This is a genomic window from Ensifer sp. NM-2, from assembly GCF_003024455.1.
Classification (GTDB): domain Bacteria; phylum Pseudomonadota; class Alphaproteobacteria; order Rhizobiales; family Rhizobiaceae; genus Ensifer; species Ensifer canadensis.
Window position 1 is genome coordinate 91,521 of record NZ_PVZR01000021.1, and the last position, 18,837, is coordinate 110,357.

At 62.0% G+C, this 18,837-nt stretch carries 20 protein-coding genes; 10 read left to right on the top strand and 10 right to left on the bottom strand.

Going from position 1 to position 18,837, the window contains the following annotated elements; genetic code table 11:
- Nucleotides 1–9: 9 nt before the first annotated feature.
- The 5 genes from C6558_RS30455 to C6558_RS30475 form a co-directional block, all read right to left on the bottom strand.
- Nucleotides 10–744, bottom strand: coding sequence for an MBL fold metallo-hydrolase (locus tag C6558_RS30455; protein ID WP_025428174.1), 735 nt, complete (start codon nt 742–744; stop codon nt 10–12).
- A gap of 4 nt (nt 745–748) precedes the next feature.
- The gene (locus C6558_RS30460) at nt 749–1,849 is read right to left on the bottom strand and encodes an ABC transporter ATP-binding protein (RefSeq protein ID WP_025428175.1); all 1,101 of its coding nucleotides are present in this window, start codon (nt 1,847–1,849) and stop codon (nt 749–751) included.
- Nucleotides 1,846–2,637 carry an ABC transporter permease gene (locus tag C6558_RS30465; RefSeq protein ID WP_025428176.1) on the bottom strand — a complete coding sequence of 264 codons (792 nt, stop codon included), beginning with the start codon at nt 2,635–2,637 and terminating at the stop codon, nt 1,846–1,848. Before C6558_RS30465 ends, C6558_RS30460 begins: the two co-directional genes overlap by 4 nt.
- Complete coding sequence (locus tag C6558_RS30470; protein WP_057216150.1) at nt 2,637–3,500, bottom strand: ABC transporter permease; 864 nt, start codon at nt 3,498–3,500, stop codon at nt 2,637–2,639. Before C6558_RS30470 ends, C6558_RS30465 begins: the two co-directional genes overlap by 1 nt.
- Nucleotides 3,501–3,612: 112 nt before the next feature.
- Nucleotides 3,613–4,707, bottom strand: a complete 1,095-nt coding sequence (locus C6558_RS30475) for a PotD/PotF family extracellular solute-binding protein (RefSeq protein ID WP_025428178.1) — start codon at nt 4,705–4,707, stop codon at nt 3,613–3,615.
- Nucleotides 4,708–4,823: 116 nt separating this feature from the next.
- Between C6558_RS30475 and C6558_RS30480 the strand changes: the two genes are divergently transcribed.
- Both C6558_RS30480 and C6558_RS30485 read left to right on the top strand, forming a co-directional pair.
- The gene (locus tag C6558_RS30480; protein ID WP_025428179.1) at nt 4,824–5,441 is read left to right on the top strand and encodes a TetR/AcrR family transcriptional regulator; all 618 of its coding nucleotides are present in this window, start codon (nt 4,824–4,826) and stop codon (nt 5,439–5,441) included.
- 46 nt (nt 5,442–5,487) lie between these two features.
- The gene (locus tag C6558_RS30485) at nt 5,488–5,880 is read left to right on the top strand and encodes a nuclear transport factor 2 family protein (RefSeq protein ID WP_025428180.1); all 393 of its coding nucleotides are present in this window, start codon (nt 5,488–5,490) and stop codon (nt 5,878–5,880) included.
- A gap of 16 nt (nt 5,881–5,896) precedes the next feature.
- On the opposite strand, the gene C6558_RS40405 is transcribed toward C6558_RS30485, so the two are convergent.
- The 4 genes from C6558_RS40405 to C6558_RS30500 form a co-directional block, all read right to left on the bottom strand.
- Entirely contained in the window at nt 5,897–6,046 is a 150-nt protein-coding gene (locus C6558_RS40405) for a hypothetical protein (protein WP_025428181.1), read from the bottom strand.
- 133 nt (nt 6,047–6,179) lie between these two features.
- Entirely contained in the window at nt 6,180–7,094 is a 915-nt protein-coding gene (locus tag C6558_RS30490; RefSeq protein WP_057216155.1) for a transglutaminase family protein, read from the bottom strand.
- Nucleotides 7,095–7,473: 379 nt separating this feature from the next.
- Entirely contained in the window at nt 7,474–8,787 is a 1,314-nt protein-coding gene (locus C6558_RS30495) for an FAD-binding oxidoreductase (protein ID WP_025428183.1), read from the bottom strand.
- A complete protein-coding gene (locus C6558_RS30500) occupies nt 8,784–10,151 on the bottom strand; it encodes a glutamine synthetase family protein (RefSeq protein ID WP_025428184.1) in 1,368 nt (455 codons plus the stop codon). Before C6558_RS30500 ends, C6558_RS30495 begins: the two co-directional genes overlap by 4 nt.
- Nucleotides 10,152–10,273: 122 nt before the next feature.
- Between C6558_RS30500 and C6558_RS30505 the strand changes: the two genes are divergently transcribed.
- The 3 genes from C6558_RS30505 (at nt 10,274) to C6558_RS30515 (ending at nt 13,177) form a co-directional block, all read left to right on the top strand.
- A complete protein-coding gene (locus tag C6558_RS30505; protein ID WP_057216157.1) occupies nt 10,274–10,966 on the top strand; it encodes a GntR family transcriptional regulator in 693 nt (230 codons plus the stop codon).
- Between the two features lie 192 nt (nt 10,967–11,158).
- The gene (locus tag C6558_RS30510; protein WP_198956869.1) at nt 11,159–11,845 is read left to right on the top strand and encodes a helix-turn-helix domain-containing protein; all 687 of its coding nucleotides are present in this window, start codon (nt 11,159–11,161) and stop codon (nt 11,843–11,845) included.
- Nucleotides 11,846–12,073: 228 nt separating this feature from the next.
- Nucleotides 12,074–13,177 (top strand): Xaa-Pro peptidase family protein, encoded by a 1,104-nt coding sequence (locus C6558_RS30515; protein WP_038576383.1) that lies wholly within the window; start codon nt 12,074–12,076, stop codon nt 13,175–13,177.
- Between the two features lie 168 nt (nt 13,178–13,345).
- Here C6558_RS30515 and C6558_RS30520 read toward each other — a convergent pair whose 3' ends face one another.
- Nucleotides 13,346–13,600 (bottom strand): hypothetical protein, encoded by a 255-nt coding sequence (locus C6558_RS30520; protein WP_025428188.1) that lies wholly within the window; start codon nt 13,598–13,600, stop codon nt 13,346–13,348.
- Nucleotides 13,601–13,745: 145 nt separating this feature from the next.
- Here C6558_RS30520 and C6558_RS30525 point away from each other — a divergent pair, with 145 nt between their 5' ends.
- From C6558_RS30525 to C6558_RS30545, 5 genes are all read left to right on the top strand, one after another.
- Nucleotides 13,746–14,462, top strand: coding sequence for a FadR/GntR family transcriptional regulator (locus C6558_RS30525; RefSeq protein ID WP_025428189.1), 717 nt, complete (start codon nt 13,746–13,748; stop codon nt 14,460–14,462).
- A complete protein-coding gene (locus C6558_RS30530; protein ID WP_107028054.1) occupies nt 14,459–15,631 on the top strand; it encodes a PLP-dependent transferase in 1,173 nt (390 codons plus the stop codon). The genes C6558_RS30525 and C6558_RS30530 overlap by 4 nt, the downstream gene beginning before the upstream one ends.
- A gap of 67 nt (nt 15,632–15,698) precedes the next feature.
- Nucleotides 15,699–16,958 carry a sugar ABC transporter substrate-binding protein gene (locus C6558_RS30535; protein ID WP_025428191.1) on the top strand — a complete coding sequence of 420 codons (1,260 nt, stop codon included), beginning with the start codon at nt 15,699–15,701 and terminating at the stop codon, nt 16,956–16,958.
- Nucleotides 16,959–17,058: 100 nt separating this feature from the next.
- On the top strand, nt 17,059–17,991 hold the full coding sequence (locus C6558_RS30540) for a carbohydrate ABC transporter permease (protein WP_025428192.1): 933 nt from the start codon (nt 17,059–17,061) through the stop codon (nt 17,989–17,991).
- 4 nt (nt 17,992–17,995) lie between these two features.
- Nucleotides 17,996–18,829 (top strand): carbohydrate ABC transporter permease, encoded by an 834-nt coding sequence (locus C6558_RS30545; RefSeq protein ID WP_025428193.1) that lies wholly within the window; start codon nt 17,996–17,998, stop codon nt 18,827–18,829.
- Nucleotides 18,830–18,837: the final 8 nt, after the last annotated feature.

Sequence of the window (18,837 nt, forward strand, 5' to 3'; positions counted from 1 at the left end):
TCCTTCCCGTCAGATTGTGTTTTCTTTCTCCGCGAGCCAGTCCTTGATGAGCGCGCGGTAGCGCTCGCCTGAAAAGCTCGGAAAATGTCCGCCGTGGACGATACGCGCCGGAATGCGCAGCAACCGTTCCATCGACGCCAGATAGTCGTCGGCATTGGCGTGGTAGGTATCTTCGATCAGCGGCCCGTCGTAGAGGATGTCGCCGGAAAAGAGCACGCCGCTCTTCTCCTCCCAGAGTGCGATGCCACCGGGCGAATGCCCGGGCGTGTGGATCACCTCGAAGACGCGATCGCCAAGATCGATATGATCGCCATCGGCAAGAACAATCGTCGCAGGCGCAGCCTTCACCGCGTAGGTGGTCGAGGCATAGGGCTCGGGCGGCAGCGCGTCGAAAATCTCGTCGGCGACATAGGGGTCGGCAAGCGTGTTGATGCGCGTCGGATGCGCCAGCAGCTCAGCTTCGGCCGCATGCACGGCGCGGCAATCGAATTCGTGATGGCAGCCGATATGGTCGAAATGCGTATGGCTGGCAACGGCGGTCAGTTTGCGCTCGGTGACCAGCGGCACCCACGCGCGCAACGACACCACGCCCATGCCGCTATCAACAAGCATGTCACGGTCGCGCCCGCGCACGTGCCACATGTTGCAGCGGTAGAACTCCTGGATAAAGGGTTCGCAGATGTAGGTGACATCGTCGTCGAGACGCTTCGCCGCATACCAGTCTTTCGGAGCAATTCGCCGCATCTTGCTACAGGGTTCCGCTTGCCGCCGGCAAGGCTACGACGTCGGCAGCCCGCACCGCAAGGGGGACGATCTCGCCGTCGCGCACGTCGGAGGATTGCGGCAGATGCGCCACCAACGCATCGCCGTCGGTTGCGCAAGGCTTGAGGTGGCAACGGTAGTGCGTACCGAAGAAGGCGCTGCCGGCGACCCGCGCATCGCCGAGCGCGAACATCGGACCGTCCGATTTGTCGTTCCCGCGAAAATGCTCCGGCCGAATGGTGAGCGTGATCGCGTCGCCGGCCCTGGGCGCTCTCGCAGTAAAATTGGCGGCGGGAAGCGCCAAGTTGCCGAGCGAGGTTTCAACCTCGGCCGACGAAGCGTCGGCGGCCTTGATCCGGCCGGGAACAAAATTGACCTCGCCCATGAAGCCCGCCGAAAACAGCGATCGTGGCCGCATATAGATCTGCGATGGCGGACCGAAATCCTCGATTCGCCCCTGGTTCATGACGACGATCCGGTCGGCGATCGCCATCGCCTCTTCCTGGTCGTGGGTCACATGCACGAAGGTGGTGCCGACCCGCTTCTGGATCGCCTTCAGCTCATCCTGCATCTGGCGGCGAAGCTTCAGGTCCAGAGCGCCCAAGGGTTCGTCAAGCAGCAGCACTTCGGGATCGACGGCAAGCGCGCGGGCAAGTGCAACGCGCTGACGCTGGCCGCCGGAAAGCTCGTGCGGCCGTTTGCCGGCGGACGCCTTGAGACCGACGAGGTCGAGGAAGCCGAGCGCCTTTTCGTCCCGCTCGGCCTTGCCGAGACCGCGCATCCGGAGCCCGAAGCCGACATTGTCGACGAGCCGCATATGCGGGAAGAGCGCATAGTCCTGAAACATCGTCGTGGTCGGGCGTTTGGCCGGCGTGACGAAGGTCATGTCGCGATCGCCGATGACGACGCGCCCGGAGCTTGGCGACAGGAACCCGCCGAGAATGGAAAGAAGCGTGGTCTTGCCGCAGCCCGAGGGCCCAAGCAGCACGATGAACTCCCCTGCCCGGATGTCGAGCGAGACCCTGTCCAGCGCCGTGAAGTGGCCGAACGTCTTGCTGACGTTTTCGATCGAGACGGGAGCGGTCATTGTTTCTTCGTCCTTCCGAACAGGGAAAACTCGAGGATCAGCAGCAGCGCCACCGAGGCGAGAAAGACCAGCGAGCCGATCGCATTGGTCTTGGGATTGAGGCCAGAGCGCAGCATGCTCCAGATCTCGACGGGCAGGGTCACGTCGAAACGCGACAGCAGGAAGGCGATGATGAACTCGTCCCAGCTGAAGGTCACCGACAGGAAGAAGGCAGCCAGGATCGAAGGCATCAGCATCGGCGCGGTCACCAGCGCCATGACCTTGAAATCATTGGCGCCAAGATCGCGCGCCGCCCGCTCGATGTTGATCTGGTGGTCACCCATCGCGGCATAGATGATCGCAAAGCAGAGCGGCAGGTTGATCACCACGTGACCGATGCCGACCGTCAACAACGAGAGCGGCATGTGCAGCGCATTGAGAAGCGCCAGCAGTCCGAGCGCGATGATCAGATAGCTGACCGTCATCGGCGCGATCAGCAGGCCCCTTTGCAAGGCCGAGCCCGGCAGCCTGTAGCGCGCCAGCGAATAGGCGGCGAGAAAGCCGAGCACGCAGGAGACCAAGGACGAGGAGATGGCGACCAGCATCGAATTGCCGAGTGCTGCCATCAGCTTGCGGTCGACGAAAACAGCCTCGTACCATTGGGTGGAAAAGCCGTTGAACGGCGGCACCGGCAGGCGCCCGTCCTGGAAGGAAAACAGCACGAGCACCGCGACCGGAAGGAAGATGAAGGCGTAGACGAGAGCGAGATAGGCCCAGGACACACCGCCAATGAAAATTCTGCGCAGCATCAGGCCCTCTCGATCTTCAGCCAACGGGCACACAGCACATAGGCGACGGTGACGGCCAGCATGAGGATGATCGACAGCGCCGCTGCCATCGGGAAATCGGCGCGCCGGCCGAGCTGCAGCATGATGATCTGCGGCAGCACCAGCTCGTTGTTGCCGCCGAGGATCTGCGGCGTGACATAGTCGCCAATGCAGAGCACGAAGGTGAGAAATGCGCCGGTCATGATGCCGGGCAAAGTCAACGGCAGCACCACATGCCAGAAGGTCTGGAAGGCGTTGGCGCCAAGGTCGGCGGCCGCGCGGCGATAGTTCGGCGAGAGCTGGATCAGGTTCGAATAGATTGTCAGCGTCAAAAGCATGACGAAGAAGTGGACGAAACCGATCACCGTCGCCGTGCGCGTGCTGGCGATCGCGAGCGGCTCGGAGATCAGCCCGACGCCCGTCAGTATCTGATTGATGACGCCGTTTTTCGACAGCACGAGCAACCATGAGTAAGAGCGGACGACATAGGAGGTCCAGAACGGCAGGATCGCCAGGATCAGCGCCATGCGCTGAAACCGTTTCGGCACGCGCTCGGCAATGATCCAGGCGAGCGGGTAGGCAAGCAGCACCGAAAGGATCGTGACGATAACCGTGATTTCGAGCGAATTGACCAGGCCCTGCAACAGCGCGTTCTCGGAGAAGAAGCGCAGATAGTTGTCGAGATTCCAGACGCGGACGATCTCCCGTCCCTCGCGCTTCCAGAGGCTCATCGCCGCCATGAACAGGAAAGGCACAACGAAGAAGGCGAACGTCCACAAAAGTGCCGGCGCAGCAAAACCCCAGGCTTTCCGGCGGTCGGCATCTTCGAGAGTTGTCGCGGTCATGAAAGCTCCAGATCTGAGCGCCCACCAGACAAGGATGGTGGCCGCAGTTCACCGTCCCACCGGACGGTGGGGCGGCGATCGGCTGCAGGATTGGCGAACGCCGTTCGGGGCGTTACTGCTGCAGCATTTCCGTCCAGGCATCCTGGAACTGCTGATCCAGTTCGGTGGACGGGATCGGATAGAGCTGCGTCTTCTTCAGGTATTCGGCCTGCTCGTTGAACCGCAGCGCCGCCTTCTGCTGGTCTGTCAGGTGCTCGCCGGCCTTGCTGTTTGCCGGCATCGCCCAGTAGCAGGAGGATGTCGCAAGCCGTGCCTGGCCTTCGGGGCTGACGATGTACTGCACGAATTTCAGCGCCAGATCCTGCTTGGTCGAATCCTTCATCACGCCAATCGACTGCGCCCAGCGCACCGCCCCCTGCTCCGGGATCGTCCAGTCGAGATTGGGCTTGTCGGCCGACAGCACCGCGGTGATCCACTCGCCGCCACCGACCAGGATATCGACCTCGCCGGTTGCCAGCGCCGTCTGGGAGGACACGACATCGCTGACCTGCTTGGAAACCGCACGCATTGCCGCCAGCTTTTCCTTGATCGCCGGCATGTCCGCCTCGGTTAGCTCTGCGGTCTTCTTGCCGAGCCCGAGACCGACGAGGCCGATCATCGGCAGGTAGTAGTCGTAGAGCGCGATGCGCCCCTTGTACTTGTCCGACCAGATCACCGAGAGATCCTGCATGTCCTTCGGATCGACCTTGGACTTGTCGTAGGAGATGGTGTTGTAGCCGAACTTTTCCGTGACGGCATAAGTCTTGCCGTCCTTGGTGTTGTTGGCCTCCATCCGGACTTCGGGGAAGAGGTCTGATGTCGGCAAGGCATCGGCCGGCATTTCGGCGAGCAGATCGAGATCGATGGCGCGGTGAACATCGACGCCGTCGATGACGAGGACGTCCCAGTCGCCCGGACGGGACTGGTCGAGGATCGAGAGCGCGGCACCGGTGCCTTCATAGACCTTCAGGTTGACCTTGACGTCGTTGGCCTTTTCGAACGGCTCGACCAGGGCCGGATCCGTGTGGTCGCACCAGACGAGCGCATTGAGTTCTTCGGTCGCGAAAGCCGGTGCCGGAACCGAGACAAGCGAAGCGGCGACGATCGCGCCTGCAGCGACCGAGGAGAAAAATCGGCGCAGGTGCGCGCCGTCATGAACTGACTGCATCATGCTGTTGCCCTCTTGTTTGACGCTCGTTTCGGCGTCTTCAAAAAAAGATTGAATGAATTCATTTTTTAAGTCAATCTCAAATTTGAAGACATTCAGAATTCAAGGAAATCCACATGACAGGGTTGCGCGCACGGCAGAAAGCCGACCGGAACAGACGTATCCTGGACGCCGCCGCTCAGTTGTTTCGCGAGGTCGGCTACGACAGCGCCCGCATCGAGGACATCGCCGAACGGGCCGAAGTGTCGGTCGGCACCTTCTACAATTACTATGAAAACAAGGGCGACATCCTGGTCGCCACGGTGTCGATGGAAGTGGAGGAAGTTCTCGCCGCCGGGCGCACCATCGTCGACAATCCCCCCTCCTCCGTCGAAGGCGCGCTGGAGGCCCTGATCGGTCAATATTACGATCACTCGCTCGTCTATCTCAGCAAGGAGATGTGGCGCACTGCGATGGCGATTTCGATCCAGCAGCCGGAGAGCCCCTTCAGCAAGCGCTATACCGAGCTCGACCGCCGGCTTTGCGACCAGGTGTCGACGCTCATCCACAAGCTGCAGGTGAAGGGCCTCGTCGCCCCCGGAACCGACATTCGCGCCGTCGGCGAGATGCTGTTCAACAATCTCAATCTAATGTTCATCGAATTCGCGAAGCACGAGGCGATGCCGCTCGATGAGCTCAAGGCGCGTGTCAGCAGACAGAACCGGCCGCTCGCAACGCTGATCGCGGCGCCATGATCCAACCCGGACAATGAAGCCAACTCTCACAATAAAGAGCGTATCGATGCAAGACTTGGAACAGTCGGTGCTTGCCGCCGCCGATCGGCTCGTCGCAGCCTTTGCCCGCCATGATGCCGCCGCCTACTTTTCAGCCTTCGCGCCGAATGCGACCTTCATCTTCCACAATCTCGATCGACCCCTGCGCAGCCGGGCAGAATATGAGGCGGAATGGGCGTTGTGGGAGACCCGCGACAGCTTCCGCGTCCGAGGCTGCCAGTCCAGCGATCGGCATGTGCAAATGATCGGCAACGTTGCCGTCTTCACGCATGGCGTTCGAACCGAACTTGAGATCGGCGGTGAAGCACTGACGTCGCAGGAAAGAGAAACGATCGTGTTTGAACGGGATGGGGCCGGAACCTGGCTGGCGGTCCACGAGCATCTGTCGCGCGCCGGATAGCAGTCCCGAAACGCGTTTAGAGGGCACCGATGACGACGGCGGAAACGAAGCAGAAGGCAGCGACAAAGGCGATCGCGTGCGGAAACAGGGTGATGGGTGAGCGGCGCGGCGGGGCTGCAGCGTAGGACGCATATCGGGACTGGATTGTCGGCTTCGCAGCGTTCATCGCGTCTCTCCGTCGTTCAGGCCGGGAACTTGGCCGTTAATAGCCATGTTCTCCGATATTCTCGATTGAGTTTATAGATATTAATTTCTCGATTCCACCCCAAAAGTAAAAAATCGTCCGCCAGGCGGCGCCTTCAGTGGCGATCACGGTCGCGTTCCTGCACATGTCGCGACCAGCTTTCGCTGAACCATGGCGTCAAAAGCGACACATTGGCATCGCGATGAGAGCGGGTGAGACCGCCATCGGCTTCGACGCAGGTCCAAACCGTAAACCCCGTCAGCTGGTGTTTTCCAAAGGTCTGGATCAGCGGAATGTCAGCGGCGTCGCGGCCCCGGGCAACGGCAATGCGCCCCGCACGGCGCGCATTGTTCTTGGCGTCGAACGTGTACCAGCGATCGCCGAGAAAGACATCGAACCAGGCATTGAAGTCCATCGGCGCCACTCTGTTCTCGGTTTCAAGGTCGGCCATGTAGCCGTTGACGTAGCGCGCCGGCATGTTCATGCAGCGGCAAAATGCGATGGCAAGGTGCGCATAGTCACGGCTGACGCCGAGGCGATCCTCGTGGGCTTCGAGCGCCGTGCGCATCGCCTGGGCGTAGCCGTAGCTGAACACCAGGCGCGCATGCACATAGTCGCAGATCGCCTGCACCCGCGGCCAACCGGGCGCCACCTCCCCGAAAAGCCTCCAGGCAAGCGCGCCCAGCCGATCGGTTTCGCAATAGCGGCTGGCGGCCAGATAGGGCAGCGTGTTCGGTGGAAGCTTCTCGACGGGCACGGCCTGCGCCTGCGGATCGGAAACGTCAGGCCGGCCGTCGTCTTCGATGACGGCATCATAGCTGAGCTTGAAGTCCCCTTCCGGCGCGATCATGCGCAGGCACGCATTGCGGTGCGGGTCGACAATCTCCTCCATCTTGACGATCGGCGAGGTTACGGGGCCACGTTCGCGCCGGATGTCAGGGCGCTTTTCGCTGGCGACGGAAAGATAAGTCATCATCGGTGTCGGCTGGGGGCAGCGGATGCCGATCTCATAGCCAATGCGCACGAACATCTCCAACCTCCCTCGTTCGGCAGGAATGTTTCGCGAACCCTTTTGTTCCCGGGATCGACGGTGAAATGGCGCTACCGTCGCCAATTGTGAACTCACGCAAAGAGAAACACCCGGCCGCTTCGATCCGGGTACGAATGGAGGGCACACGAACCACGGCGAGGCGCCGTAGCGCACCCCTTAGTCGCCCCAGAACGACGGCACTTGGCGGCATTCCTGCCCGTCTTCCTGCCCGGTCGATTTTATGCCCGAACGCGGCAGGCGACAACCGCATTCGGCGAGCCGTCCGGCGCCGCAGGAACACGGCACCGCCGGGTTTTCCGGCTTTTCAGACGGGTCGCATTGCCGTGCGGAAAGGTGGCCCGAGTGGTGCGTTCCCGCCCTACCAGCCAACGACATCCTTGAACGAATACCACCAGGAGCCGATCGTCGAATACTGCGCACGGAACATTCGCCCGCCCGGGAACGGGTACCAGGGCAGTTTCTCGAACATGTCGAAGCGCGTTGCGTCACCGTCGATCGCCTCGGCAAGCGTGCGCCCGAAAAGATGCGATCCCGTCACGCCATGGCCGCTATAGCCGTGAGCGAAATAGATATTGGCACCGATGCGGCCCATCTGCGGCACGCGGGTAAACGAGAGCGCGAAGTTGCCGCTCCAGGCATAGTCGATCTTCACGCCTTTCAGCTTCGGGAAGACCTTTTCCAGATTGGGCTTGAGCTTGGCCACGACGTCCGCCGGGTCGGTGCCGCCATAGACCGTACCGCCGCCGAAGATCATGCGCTTGTCCGCCGACAGTCTGAAATAATCGAGGATGTATCGCACGTCCTCGACGCACATGTCGCTGGGGATCAGCGAATGGGCGAGCTCCTCGCCGAGCGGCGCGGTGGTGATCATCTGGGTGGAAACAGGCATCACGCGCGAGACGAGCTTCGGCACCGCATCGCCGAGATAGGCATTGCCGCAGAGAACAACGATCCGCGCCGTGACTTCGCCACCGGCGGTATAGACCGTCGGCCTTGCCGCCTCATGGTCGACCCGCGTGACCGGTGACTGTTCGTAGATCGTGCCGCCAAGGCTTTCCAAGGCGCGCGCTTCGCCGAGCACCAGATTGAGCGGATGCATGTGGCCGCCCGTCGTATCCAGCATGCCGCCGCAATAGGCGTCGGAATTCACCAGCTTGCTGAGCGCGTCGCGGTCGAGAAGCTGATGATCGTCCATGCCGTACTTGCGCCAGAGCGCCTGCTTGGCTTCCAGTTCCTTCATGTGCGCCGGGGTGTAGGCCGCATAGATGTTGCCCGGCTTCAGATTGCAGTCGATCTGATACTGGCTGACGAGCCGGCGGATGATCTTGCCGCCCTCCTGCACCAGCCCGCCGACGAAGCGGGCTGCGTCCTCGCCGTAGCGGCGCTGGATGGTCGCAAGGCTGGCGTTGAGACCGTTGACGACCTGGCCGCCATTGCGCCCCGATGCGCCCCAGCCGACCTGCGCGCCCTCGACGACGACGACCTTGTAGCCTTTCTCGGCGAGATGGATTGCCGTCGACAGACCGGAATAGCCGGCGCCGACGACACAGACATCCGTCTCGACGCGCCCTTTGAGCGAAACCGGCGTGCGGATGATGTTGCGGGAGGAGGCGTAGTAGCTCGTGGGATAGCTGCCGTCGCCGGCATAGGATTTTTGGTTTCTCGACATCACACGATTTCCAGGTAAGCGCTGAATTCATAGTCCGTCACCTGCTCGGCAAAGCCGGCGATCTCCTGCCTCTTGCAGGCGATCAGCATCGAGCGCAGCGTCGGATCGAAGATCTCGGCGGCAATCGGCCCTGCCTCGAAGGCATCGACCGCCTGCCCCCAATCGGCGGGAATTTTGGGCAGTTTCTCCGCCGTATAGGCCCGGCCCGTCACCGGCGCCGAGGGTTTCCATTTGTTGCGGATACCGACGAGAGCCGCGCCGAGGATCGCGGCGATGACGAGATAGGGGTTAGCGTCAGCGCCGGCCACCCGGTGCTCGATGCGGCGCGCTGCCGGATTGCCGCCGGGGATGCGGATCGCCGATGTCCGGTTTTCATAGCCCCAGCACACGGCCGTCGGCGCGTGCGTATCCGGCCGCAGTCGACGGTAGGAATTGAAATGCGGCGCAAACATAAGCGTCGTTTCCGGCATGCCGCGCAAAAGGCCCGCGACGGCATTCTTGAGGACCGCCGACCCTTCGTCGCTGCCGTCGTTGAAGACATTGTTGCCATCAGCGTCGAGCAGGCTGAAATGGATGTGCATGCCGTTGCCCGAGCGGGTGCCATAGGGCTTGGCCATGAAGGTCGCCGCCAGCCCGTGCTTGCGGGCGACGCCCTTGACGATGCGCTTGAAGAAGATCGCGTCATCAGCCGCCTTCAAGGGATCGTCGGTGTGCAGCAGGTTGATCTCGAACTGGCCGATGCCATTCTCGGCGATCGCCGCATCCGCCGGCACGTTCTGGCGGGCACATTCCTTGTAGACGTCGGAGAAGAACTCGCCGAAATCGTCGAGTTCGTCGATCGACAGGATCGCATCGGAATCGAGCCGCTTGCCGGTATAGGGCGAAATCGGAGGCACGGCGCTGTCGGGCTCAGGGTCGATCAGATAGAATTCCATTTCGGTCGCGACCACGGGGCGCAACCCCAACTCCTGATACTCGCGTACGATCGCCGCCAGCGCCTGGCGCGGATCGGCGAGGAACGGCTTGCCGTCCTCGAGCAGCAGCCACAGCGGCACCAGAGCACTTGGCCGCGAGGTCCAGTTGACCGGCAACGCGCCGCGCCCGGTAACGGCGCAGATACCGTCCCTATCGCCGCTAGCAAACACCTGCTCGCTGTTGATGATGTCTTCGCCCCAGACGTCGACGCCGACGATCGACAGCGGCATGCGGATGCCGCCCCCCAGCACCTTGGAGGCCTGCTCCACGGGTACACGCTTGCCGCGCATGATACCGTTCAGGTCGCAGACCACGGCCTGGATGCTTTCGATAGGGCCGTTCTGCTCCAGCCAGGCCTTGAAGGCGCTCGGGTCTTCCGCGTCGAGGGACATATCGCAAATCTCATTTTGTGATCACATTTGCAGAAAGTTGACATAATTTAGAAGTTGGAGTCAACCTCGACGGATGTTATCAGCCCGCGATCATTCCCGCGTGGCAGAAGGAGCCTGCTGATTTGAAGACCCCATCGCTGCCTCTTCTCGACCGGCCAGAGGGCATGACCACGCATGACTATGCCTTTGCCAGGCTTCGCCAGGCGATCATGGTCGGCAGCTTCCGCCCCGGCACTTCGGTCACGATCAGGGGGCTTGCCGAAGCGCTGGAGAGCAGCCCGACGCCGGTGCGCGAGGCCCTGCGGCAGCTCACTTCCATCGGCGCTCTGCAATTCCTTGAAAACCGCCGCATCGTCGTGCCGCGCATCACGCCCGCCCGTTTCGAAGAGCTGATATCGCTTCGCATCGCGCTCGAGAGCCATGCCGCGCGCCGAGCCGTCGCCCATCTTTCGGAGCGGCAGATCGAACGAATCTCAGCGATCGACGACAGCATCGAGGACGAAATCCAACGCGGCGACCAGGTGGCGGCGCTGATCGCCAACCAGGCCTTCCACCGGACGATCTACACCGCCAATCCGGACCAGATCGTCATGCCGCTGATCGAAAGCGTCTGGCTGCAACTGGGTCCGATCCTCGGCATCGCCATGGAGCATGTGAGCGAACTCTATGTCGTCGACCGCCATCGCGAGGCGATCGACGCCTTGCGCCAACGCGACGAGGATGCCGTTGCCGATGCCATTGCAGCCGATATTCGCGAGGGTATCGGCGGCTTCGACCAGCAGGCCGTCGCGCGCCTGCTGAAGCTTGCAGCCTGACATTAAACCAACGCCATCAACTGAAATTTTAGTGTGGCTAAAATTTTCATTGACAAGCCGCGATCGCCGCAGCAAAGTTCAGGAAATACAAGTGCATAGCCCTGAAATCCTAGCGATTTCCGGGCGTGTATGTCTGTACCCACGCAGGAGATCTTCCCTTGGGGGAGGATGTGGGATGAGGGGGATTTCACAGTGGATTCGCAGTCTCGGCCGGGTGATCCGGCATCGGAGCTTCCTTCGCTCGGCGATCGGCTGCGCGAGCGGCGCAAGGCCCTGAAGCTGACGCTCAAGGAAGTTGCCGATCGGGCCGATTTCTCTGTGGGCTTCATCTCCCAGATCGAGCGCGGCATCACCGTGCCGTCGCTGACGTCGCTGGTCGCGGTCTGTCGGGTGCTGAAGGTCGAGGTCGGGACATTCCTCAATTCGCCGAGGGTGGCAACGCCATTTACCCGCCACGATCAGCGCCGCGCCTATGCGCTCGCTGGGTCGCCCGACAACAACATATCCTATGAACGCCTGTCGGCTTCCTTTCCCGGCAGCGTTCTGCGCAGCACCGTGGTGCACACACCGCCCGGCCACCGCAGCGAAGCCATGACCCACGAGGGCGAAGAGATGTTCTTCGTTCTCCAGGGCGCACTGACGATCGAGATTGATGGCGAAGAGACGGTGCTGGAAACGGGCGATTCCGCACATTTCCTGTCGGGTCTGACCCACCTCACCTGGAACCACACCAGCGAACCGACGGTGATCCTGCACACCTGCACGATGGATGTCTTCGGCGACGCGCAGGCAATGGAGACGCCGGAAGGCGCATTCGCGGTAACACGCGCCGAGGACCGTCGCAGTGCCTCGGCAAGCCCCGGCAAGGGCGCCGGATAGGATCGCCCTACAGCGCCGCGCGTCTAATTAGACGCGTAAAGGTCGCTGTAGCGCTTTGAATTGCTGCATGCGCAAACGCGTCAGCAATTGCGCCCATCAGATCACCAGCCTTTCGTCTGGACGCCTGCGTCTAGCGACCGCCGCGCGTCGATCGACGCCCGAACACGAGAGCGACGCGCGGCCCCTCACCTCACCCACAACCCTGCCGGAACCAGAACTGGAAACGCCATGAAAGAACAGACGAAAGCACGCCTTGCCGCCCTGCGGACCAAGATGAACGAAACCGGCAGCGGGCTGGTGGCACTCGCCCCCGGATCGCACATGGATTGGTTGATCGGCTATCATCCGCATCCCGACGAACGCCCCTGCCTGCTGCTGATCGGCCCGCAGAAGGAAGCCTTCCTGATGCCGGCGCTCAATGCCGAGGGCACCCGCGAACATACGGATATCGATTTCTACAACTGGTCCGATGCCGAAGGACCAGTTGAGGCTCTGACTTTGGCGCTTGCCGGGATCGGCGCGGAAAAGCCCGGCCGCGTGGTGATCGACGAGACCATGCGCGCCGATTTCGCGCTGCTGCTCATCGACAATCTGCCCGAGGACACTGCCCGCGACTTTACACCTGAGACGCTCGGTGCCCTGCGCATGCGCAAGGACAGGAGCGAATACGAGCTGCTGAAGATGAATGCCGGCATCGCCGATCGCGCCATGCAGGCGGCCTTCGCCAAGATCCGCCCCGGCATGACCGAGAAGGAACTGGCCGCAGAAATCCGCTCGCACTTCTTATCCGAAGGTGCGGCACCGGCCTTCTGGATTGTCGGCGCCGGCGGCAACGGCGCTTTCCCACATCATTCCGCCAGCGAACGGGTCATTGCCGAAGGCGACGCCGTCGTTATCGACATCGGCGGCCGCAAGCAGGGCTTCCCGAGCGACATCACCCGCATGGCGATCGTCGGCCGCGCACCGGAAGGTTACGGCCAGATCCACACGATCGTCGAGCGGGCCGTTCAGGCAGCGCTCAAGGCGGCTCGTCCAGGCGTTCTCGCCAAGACCGTGGACGATGCAGCACGCAAGGTGATCGCGGACGCCGGCTACGGCGAATATTTCGTCCACCGCACAGGTCACGGCATGGGCATCGACGGCCACGAGCCACCCTACATCACGGCAACGTCGGAAACGGTTCTGGAGGAAGGCATGGTCTTCTCGATCGAACCCGGCATCTACCTGCCCGGTCGCTTCGGCATCCGGCTCGAGGATATCGTCATCCTGCGCGCGGACGGGCCGGAAGTGCTGTCGTCGCTGCCGCGCGACGCCCATATCGCGCAAATCTGATACGGAATTTTGGGGCGCCCTCGGGCGCCACTTTTCTTTGTCCCTGCCACACACTGGCCGCTACAGCGCCGCGCGTCTTATTAGACGCGCAAAGGTCGCTGTAGCACTTTGAATTACTGCATGTTTTTATCCTTAAATCGAATACGGTTTAAGGAAACATGCAGTAGGCTATTGCGCGTAAGTCTTCTTGCGGCCGTCGGATTTGCCGCTGGCAGGCTGGTTCTGCGGCCGTTGCTGATAGACCGGTTCCCGCCTCCACTCTGGCGGCCAGATCCAGAGATAGCTGCCATAGGGCGCGCGCTTGATGCCCTGGTAATACTCGCCCTTGCCCGTGCGCATCTGCGCCTCGGCACCGCTCGTAGCAGTGCCGGCAGCGATTGCGATCGCCGCCAGGGCCACGAGCAGACGTCCTGTTTTCTTCATCTTCGAACTCCTTGCTTCGCCATATCACTCCGTGCGGAGTGCCGGGTCAACCGACGCGTGTTTATAAGTTCCTGCTTGACGACTTCCCGTGCCTTGGTCATATTGATCAGATGTCAGACCAATTTGGCGCCGAGGGGGAGGCTGAATGACTGAACAAGCAAGAGCAGCGCTTCTGCCACTGCCGCCCGCCGACCGGGCGCAACAGGTCATTGCCGCGCTCGCCGATTACATCCAACAATCTGGCCTGAAAGCCGGCGATCGCCTACCGGCGGAGCGCGAACTGATGATGGCGCTTGCCGTCGGGCGCTCGACCGTGCGCGAAGTCATCCGCCATTTCCAGGCGCTCGGCGTCGTCGAAGCGCGCAAGGGCAGCGGCACCTATCTGCTGCGCGCCATCTCGGCCGGCACCGTGCATATGCCGCTGACGCTCGACGCCGGGCATCTTCGCGACGTGCTTTTGATGACGCTCGAGGTCCGCCGCGGCATTGAAGTCGAAGCCAATATGGTCGCAGCGCGCCGACGCACCGACGCAGACCTTGAGATCATCGAAGTGAAGCTCAATGAGATGGAGCGGGTGCACATCGCCAAGGGCACCTCAGGCCCGGAAGACCTCGCCTTCCACCTGGCGATATACGACGCCACCCACAATCCCTTGTTCCGGCAGTTGCTCGAACAGATGCGGGAAGCCTTCGAACGCTTCTGGGAAGAGCCCTTCGACCGTTCGGATTTCGCCCGCCGTTCCTTCCCATTCCACCGCACCCTCTTCAACGCGATCGCGGCAAAGGATCCCGATACCGCGCGCGAAGAAACGCTGAAAATCCTCGCAATCGTCGAGGAAGACATCAAGGAAATGTCCAAATGAACAACGGCTTCGATCCGTTCGACCACGCCTCTTTGATCGTCGCGCACGACGAGGGCAATGCCTTTGACGCCGTCGTGCCGCCGATCGTCCAGACCTCGCTGTTCACCTTCAAGGACTATGACGACATGGTCGCGACCTACAAGGGCGAACGCGTGCGGCCGATCTACACCCGCGGCCTCAACCCGACGGTGCGCATGTTCGAGGAGATGCTGGCGAAACTGGAAGGGGCAGAGGACGCGATCGGCTTTGCCAGCGGCATGGCGGCAATCTCCTCCACCGTGATGTCCTTCGTCGAGCCCGGCGACCGCATCGTCGCCGTCAACCATGTCTATCCCGACGCTTTCCGGCTCTTCGGCACCCATCTGAAGCGCATGAAGGTCGAGGTGACCTATGTCGACGGCCGCGATGAGGAGGCCGTCGCCAGGGTTCTGCCCGGCGCCAAGCTCTTCTACATGGAAAGCCCGACAAGCTGGGTCATGGACACCCATGACGTGGCAGCACTGGCAAAACTCGCAAAACAGCAGGGCATCCTCACCGCCATCGACAACAGCTGGGCGAGCCCGATCTTCCAGCAGCCGATTTCGCTCGGCGTCGATCTGGTCATCCATTCGGCCTCGAAATATCTCGGCGGGCACAGCGACGTGGTCGCAGGCGTCGTCGCCGGCTCGAAGGACCTGATTGGCCGCATCCGTTCGGAAGCCTACCCCTATCTCGGCGGCAAGCTCTCGCCCTTCGATGCCTGGCTCCTGATCCGCGGTCTTCGCACCCTGCCGATCCGCATGAAGGCGCACGAGCGTTCGGCGCTGACGGTAGCGCAGCGCCTGCAGGCCCATCCGCTGGTCGAGACCGTCTGCCATCCCGGCCTTGGCAACACCTTGCCGCCGGGCCTGTCCGGCACATCGGGTCTCTTCTCTTTCATCTTCCGCGACGGCGTCGATGTCAGACGCTTCGCCGACCACCTCGACCTGTTCAAGCTCGGCGTTTCCTGGGGCGGACACGAAAGCCTGATCGTGCCGGGCGAAGTCGTGCTGTCACAGAAAGCCCAGCCCAATTCCGCGGCCGCCTTCGGCATCTCACCGCGGTCCGTACGGCTCCATGTCGGCCTGGAGGGAACGGAGGCCCTCTGGAGCGATCTTGAAGCGGCGATGTCTGCCGCTTCGTCAGGCTGACAGGAGCGGGATGCCGCATCCCGCTCATTGCATGTGGATCAACCATCAAAAAACAAAGGGAACAAATATGAGGAAACTGATTACCGCCACTCTGCTTGCCACCCTGATGGCAGGAAGTGCACTGGCCGATACCAAGCTGAAGCTGGTCGAGGTCATCACCAGCCCCGAGCGCACCGAAACGCTGAAATCGATCGTCGCCAAGTTTGAAGCCGCAAATCCGGGCACCACGGTCGAGATCATCTCACTGCCCTGGGGCGAAGCCTTCCAGAAGTTCGCGACCATGGTTTCGGCCGGCGAGCTGCCCGACGTGATGGAAATGCCCGACACCTGGCTTTCGCTCTATGCCAACAACGGCATGCTTGAAAGCCTCGAGCCCTATCTCGAAAAGTGGGAGCACACGCCGGGCCTGACCGAGCGTACGCTCGAGCTCGGCCGCGACATCAAGAACACCGCCTACATGCTGCCCTACGGCTTCTATCTGCGCGCCATGTTCTACAACAAGAAGCTCTTGTCGGAGGCCGGCGTCAGCGAACCGCCGAAGACCATGGACGATTTCGTCAAGGCATCGGAAGCCGTCTCCAAGCTGCCGGGCAAATCCGGCTACTGCCTGCGCGGCGGTCCTGGTGGCCTCAACGGCTGGGTGATGTTCGGCGCGACCATGGCCGGCAGCAACAAATTCTTCAATGAGGACGGCACGTCGACCATGAACAGCGAAGGCTGGGTCAACGGTCTCACCTGGGTGATCGACCTCTACAAGAAGGGGCTGGCGCCGAAGGACAGCGTCAACTGGGGCTTCAACGAAATCGTCGCCGGCTTCTATAGCGGCACCTGCGCCTTCCTCGACCAGGACCCGGACGCGCTGATCGCCATTGCCGAGCGGATGAAGTCGGAAGATTTCGGCGTCACCACCATGCCGAAGGGACCGAGCGGCAAGGCCTTCACCACCATCGGCTTTGCCGGCTGGTCGATGCTTGCGGCGAGCCAGAACAAGGACCTCTCCTGGAAGCTGATCGAAACGCTCGAAGGGCCCGAAGGCAACATCGAGTGGAACAAGCGCACCGGTGCCTTGCCCGTCCACAAGGCGGCGGAAAAGGATCCGTTCTATGCGAGCCCGCAGTTCAAGGGCTGGTTCGACGAGCTTGCCGACAAGGACGTCGTTTTGACGGTCATGCCGACCTACCTCGAAGAATTCGCCTTCTTCAAGGATTCGCTGGCGATCAAGACGACGCAGGAAGCCCTACTCGGCGACATCACGCCGACGGATCTCGCCAACCAGTGGGCCGAGTACCTCACCAAGGCGCAGCAGAAGCACCTCGCCAAGAAGTGAGCCTTCGACCGGCGGCGGACCTCACCGCCGCCGGTCACTCGATATGTTGAGAACAGGGCACGCCAAAAAACCGGCGGCCGCACAGGGGAAATTTCGACCGATGGCCTATGCCGCCCGCCATGACGGCCTGCCCGCACGCCGGCCGCTGATGAAGCGTATCACCGATGGTGCTGCGCCCTATCTCTATAGCGCGCCGGCGCTGATCCTGATCGTCACCGTCATGCTGGTGCCGTTGGCGCTCGGCGTCTCCTACGCCTTCCGCGATATTCAGCTGCTCAATCCATTCTCCGGCGCCTTCATCGGCCTCGACCACTTCCGGGCGCTGTCGCAGGACCAGGCTTTCTACCGGGCGCTGCGCAACACGCTGTGGTGGACGGGCGCCTCGGTCTTCCTGCAGTTTTTCCTCGGGCTGATCCTCGCTTTGCTGCTCGACAAGCCGTTTTACGGCCGAGGCCTGGCGCAGGCGCTCGTCTTCCTGCCCTGGGCGGTGCCGAGCTTCCTGGCCGGTCTCAACTGGTCCTGGCTGTTCAATCCGGTCGTCGGACCGTTGCCACACTGGTTCTACGCGCTCGGCATCATGAGCGAGCCGTCCAACATCCTTTCCGATCCGCATCTGGCGATGTGGGGGCCGATCATCGCCAATGTCTGGTGGGGCATCCCGTTCTTCGCCATCACCCTGCTTGCCGCCCTCCAGGCGATCCCGCGTGATCTCTATGAAGCCGCCAGCATCGACGGCGCCGGCCCGGTGCAGCGGTTCCTGTCGATCACCCTGCCCTTCCTGGCGCCGACGATCGCCATCACCATTCTCCTGCGCACCGTTTGGATCTCGAATTTCGCCGACCTGATCATCGTCATGACCAATGGCGGTCCGGCCGATCGCACCCAGATCGTCGCCAGCTACATCTTCACCCAGGCCTTCAAGCGGCTCGACTTCGGCTACGCTTCGGCGATCGCGCTGGTGCTTCTGGCACTGCTGCTCGCCTACTCCATGCTGATTGTCATCCTGCGCCAATGGCTGCTGAGCAAGGATTGAGACCATGCGCGCCAAACCCATCCTTCTCGTAGCCGCACATCGACTGGCGATCCTCGCCTATATCGCCTTCGCGCTCTTCCCGCTCTACTGGCTGCTGAAGGTCGCAGTCACGCCCAACGACCTGCTCTACTCCGAAGGCATTCGGATGTGGCCTTCGCGCGCCAGCCTCGAGCATTTCGATTTCGTGCTGCGCCACAGCGCCTTCCCGGTGTTCTTCAAAAACAGCCTGATCGTTTCGGGCTCGACGGCGATCATCGTCACCATCCTTGCCTCGCTCTCGGGATACGCGCTGTCGCGCTTCAACTTCCGCGGAAAGTACTGGCTGGTGGCGCTGATGCTGCTGACGCAGATGTTCCCGCTCGTCATGCTCGTCGCACCGATCTTCAAGATCCTGTCGCCGCTCGGCCTCACCAACAGCCTGACCGGCCTCGTCATCGTCTACACCGCTTTCAACGTGCCGTTTGCCACCTTCCTGATGCAGTCCTTCTTCGACGGTATTCCGAAGGATCTCGAAGAGGCGGCGATGATCGACGGCGCAACCCAGTTCGTGGCCTTCCGCCAGATCATCCTGCCGCTGACGCTTCCGGGCATTGCCGCAACCCTCGGCTTCGTCTTCACCGCTGCCTGGAGCGAGCTTCTGTTTTCGCTGATGCTGATCTCGGGCAACGACCAGGCGACTTTTCCGGTCGGGCTGCTGTCCTTCGTGTCGAAATTCTCGGTCGACTTCGGCCAGATGATGGCCGCCGGCGTGCTGGCGCTGATCCCGGCCTGCCTCTTCTTCCTGCTCATTCAACGCTATCTCGTCCAGGGCCTGACGGCCGGCGCGGTCAAAGGCTGAGGATACCA

What these genes read in the sequence shown, in the direction of transcription:
- C6558_RS30520 (WP_025428188.1), bottom strand. Translation starts at nt 13,600, where the DNA reads ATGAAGAAAACAGGACGTCTGCTCGTGGCCCTGGCGGCGATCGCAATC.
- C6558_RS30540 (WP_025428192.1), top strand. Translation starts at nt 17,059, where the DNA reads ATGGCCTATGCCGCCCGCCATGACGGCCTGCCCGCACGCCGGCCGCTG.
- C6558_RS30545 (WP_025428193.1), top strand. Translation starts at nt 17,996, where the DNA reads ATGCGCGCCAAACCCATCCTTCTCGTAGCCGCACATCGACTGGCGATC.
- C6558_RS30530 (WP_107028054.1), top strand. Translation starts at nt 14,459, where the DNA reads ATGAACAACGGCTTCGATCCGTTCGACCACGCCTCTTTGATCGTCGCG.
- C6558_RS30525 (WP_025428189.1), top strand. Translation starts at nt 13,746, where the DNA reads ATGACTGAACAAGCAAGAGCAGCGCTTCTGCCACTGCCGCCCGCCGAC.
- C6558_RS30485 (WP_025428180.1), top strand. Translation starts at nt 5,488, where the DNA reads ATGCAAGACTTGGAACAGTCGGTGCTTGCCGCCGCCGATCGGCTCGTC.
- C6558_RS30475 (WP_025428178.1), bottom strand. Translation starts at nt 4,707, where the DNA reads ATGCAGTCAGTTCATGACGGCGCGCACCTGCGCCGATTTTTCTCCTCG.
- C6558_RS40405 (WP_025428181.1), bottom strand. Translation starts at nt 6,046, where the DNA reads ATGAACGCTGCGAAGCCGACAATCCAGTCCCGATATGCGTCCTACGCT.
- C6558_RS30465 (WP_025428176.1), bottom strand. Translation starts at nt 2,637, where the DNA reads ATGCTGCGCAGAATTTTCATTGGCGGTGTGTCCTGGGCCTATCTCGCT.
- C6558_RS30460 (WP_025428175.1), bottom strand. Translation starts at nt 1,849, where the DNA reads ATGACCGCTCCCGTCTCGATCGAAAACGTCAGCAAGACGTTCGGCCAC.
- C6558_RS30500 (WP_025428184.1), bottom strand. Translation starts at nt 10,151, where the DNA reads ATGTCCCTCGACGCGGAAGACCCGAGCGCCTTCAAGGCCTGGCTGGAG.
- C6558_RS30470 (WP_057216150.1), bottom strand. Translation starts at nt 3,500, where the DNA reads ATGACCGCGACAACTCTCGAAGATGCCGACCGCCGGAAAGCCTGGGGT.
- C6558_RS30535 (WP_025428191.1), top strand. Translation starts at nt 15,699, where the DNA reads ATGAGGAAACTGATTACCGCCACTCTGCTTGCCACCCTGATGGCAGGA.
- C6558_RS30515 (WP_038576383.1), top strand. Translation starts at nt 12,074, where the DNA reads ATGAAAGAACAGACGAAAGCACGCCTTGCCGCCCTGCGGACCAAGATG.
- C6558_RS30480 (WP_025428179.1), top strand. Translation starts at nt 4,824, where the DNA reads ATGACAGGGTTGCGCGCACGGCAGAAAGCCGACCGGAACAGACGTATC.
- C6558_RS30455 (WP_025428174.1), bottom strand. Translation starts at nt 744, where the DNA reads ATGCGGCGAATTGCTCCGAAAGACTGGTATGCGGCGAAGCGTCTCGAC.
- C6558_RS30490 (WP_057216155.1), bottom strand. Translation starts at nt 7,094, where the DNA reads ATGTTCGTGCGCATTGGCTATGAGATCGGCATCCGCTGCCCCCAGCCG.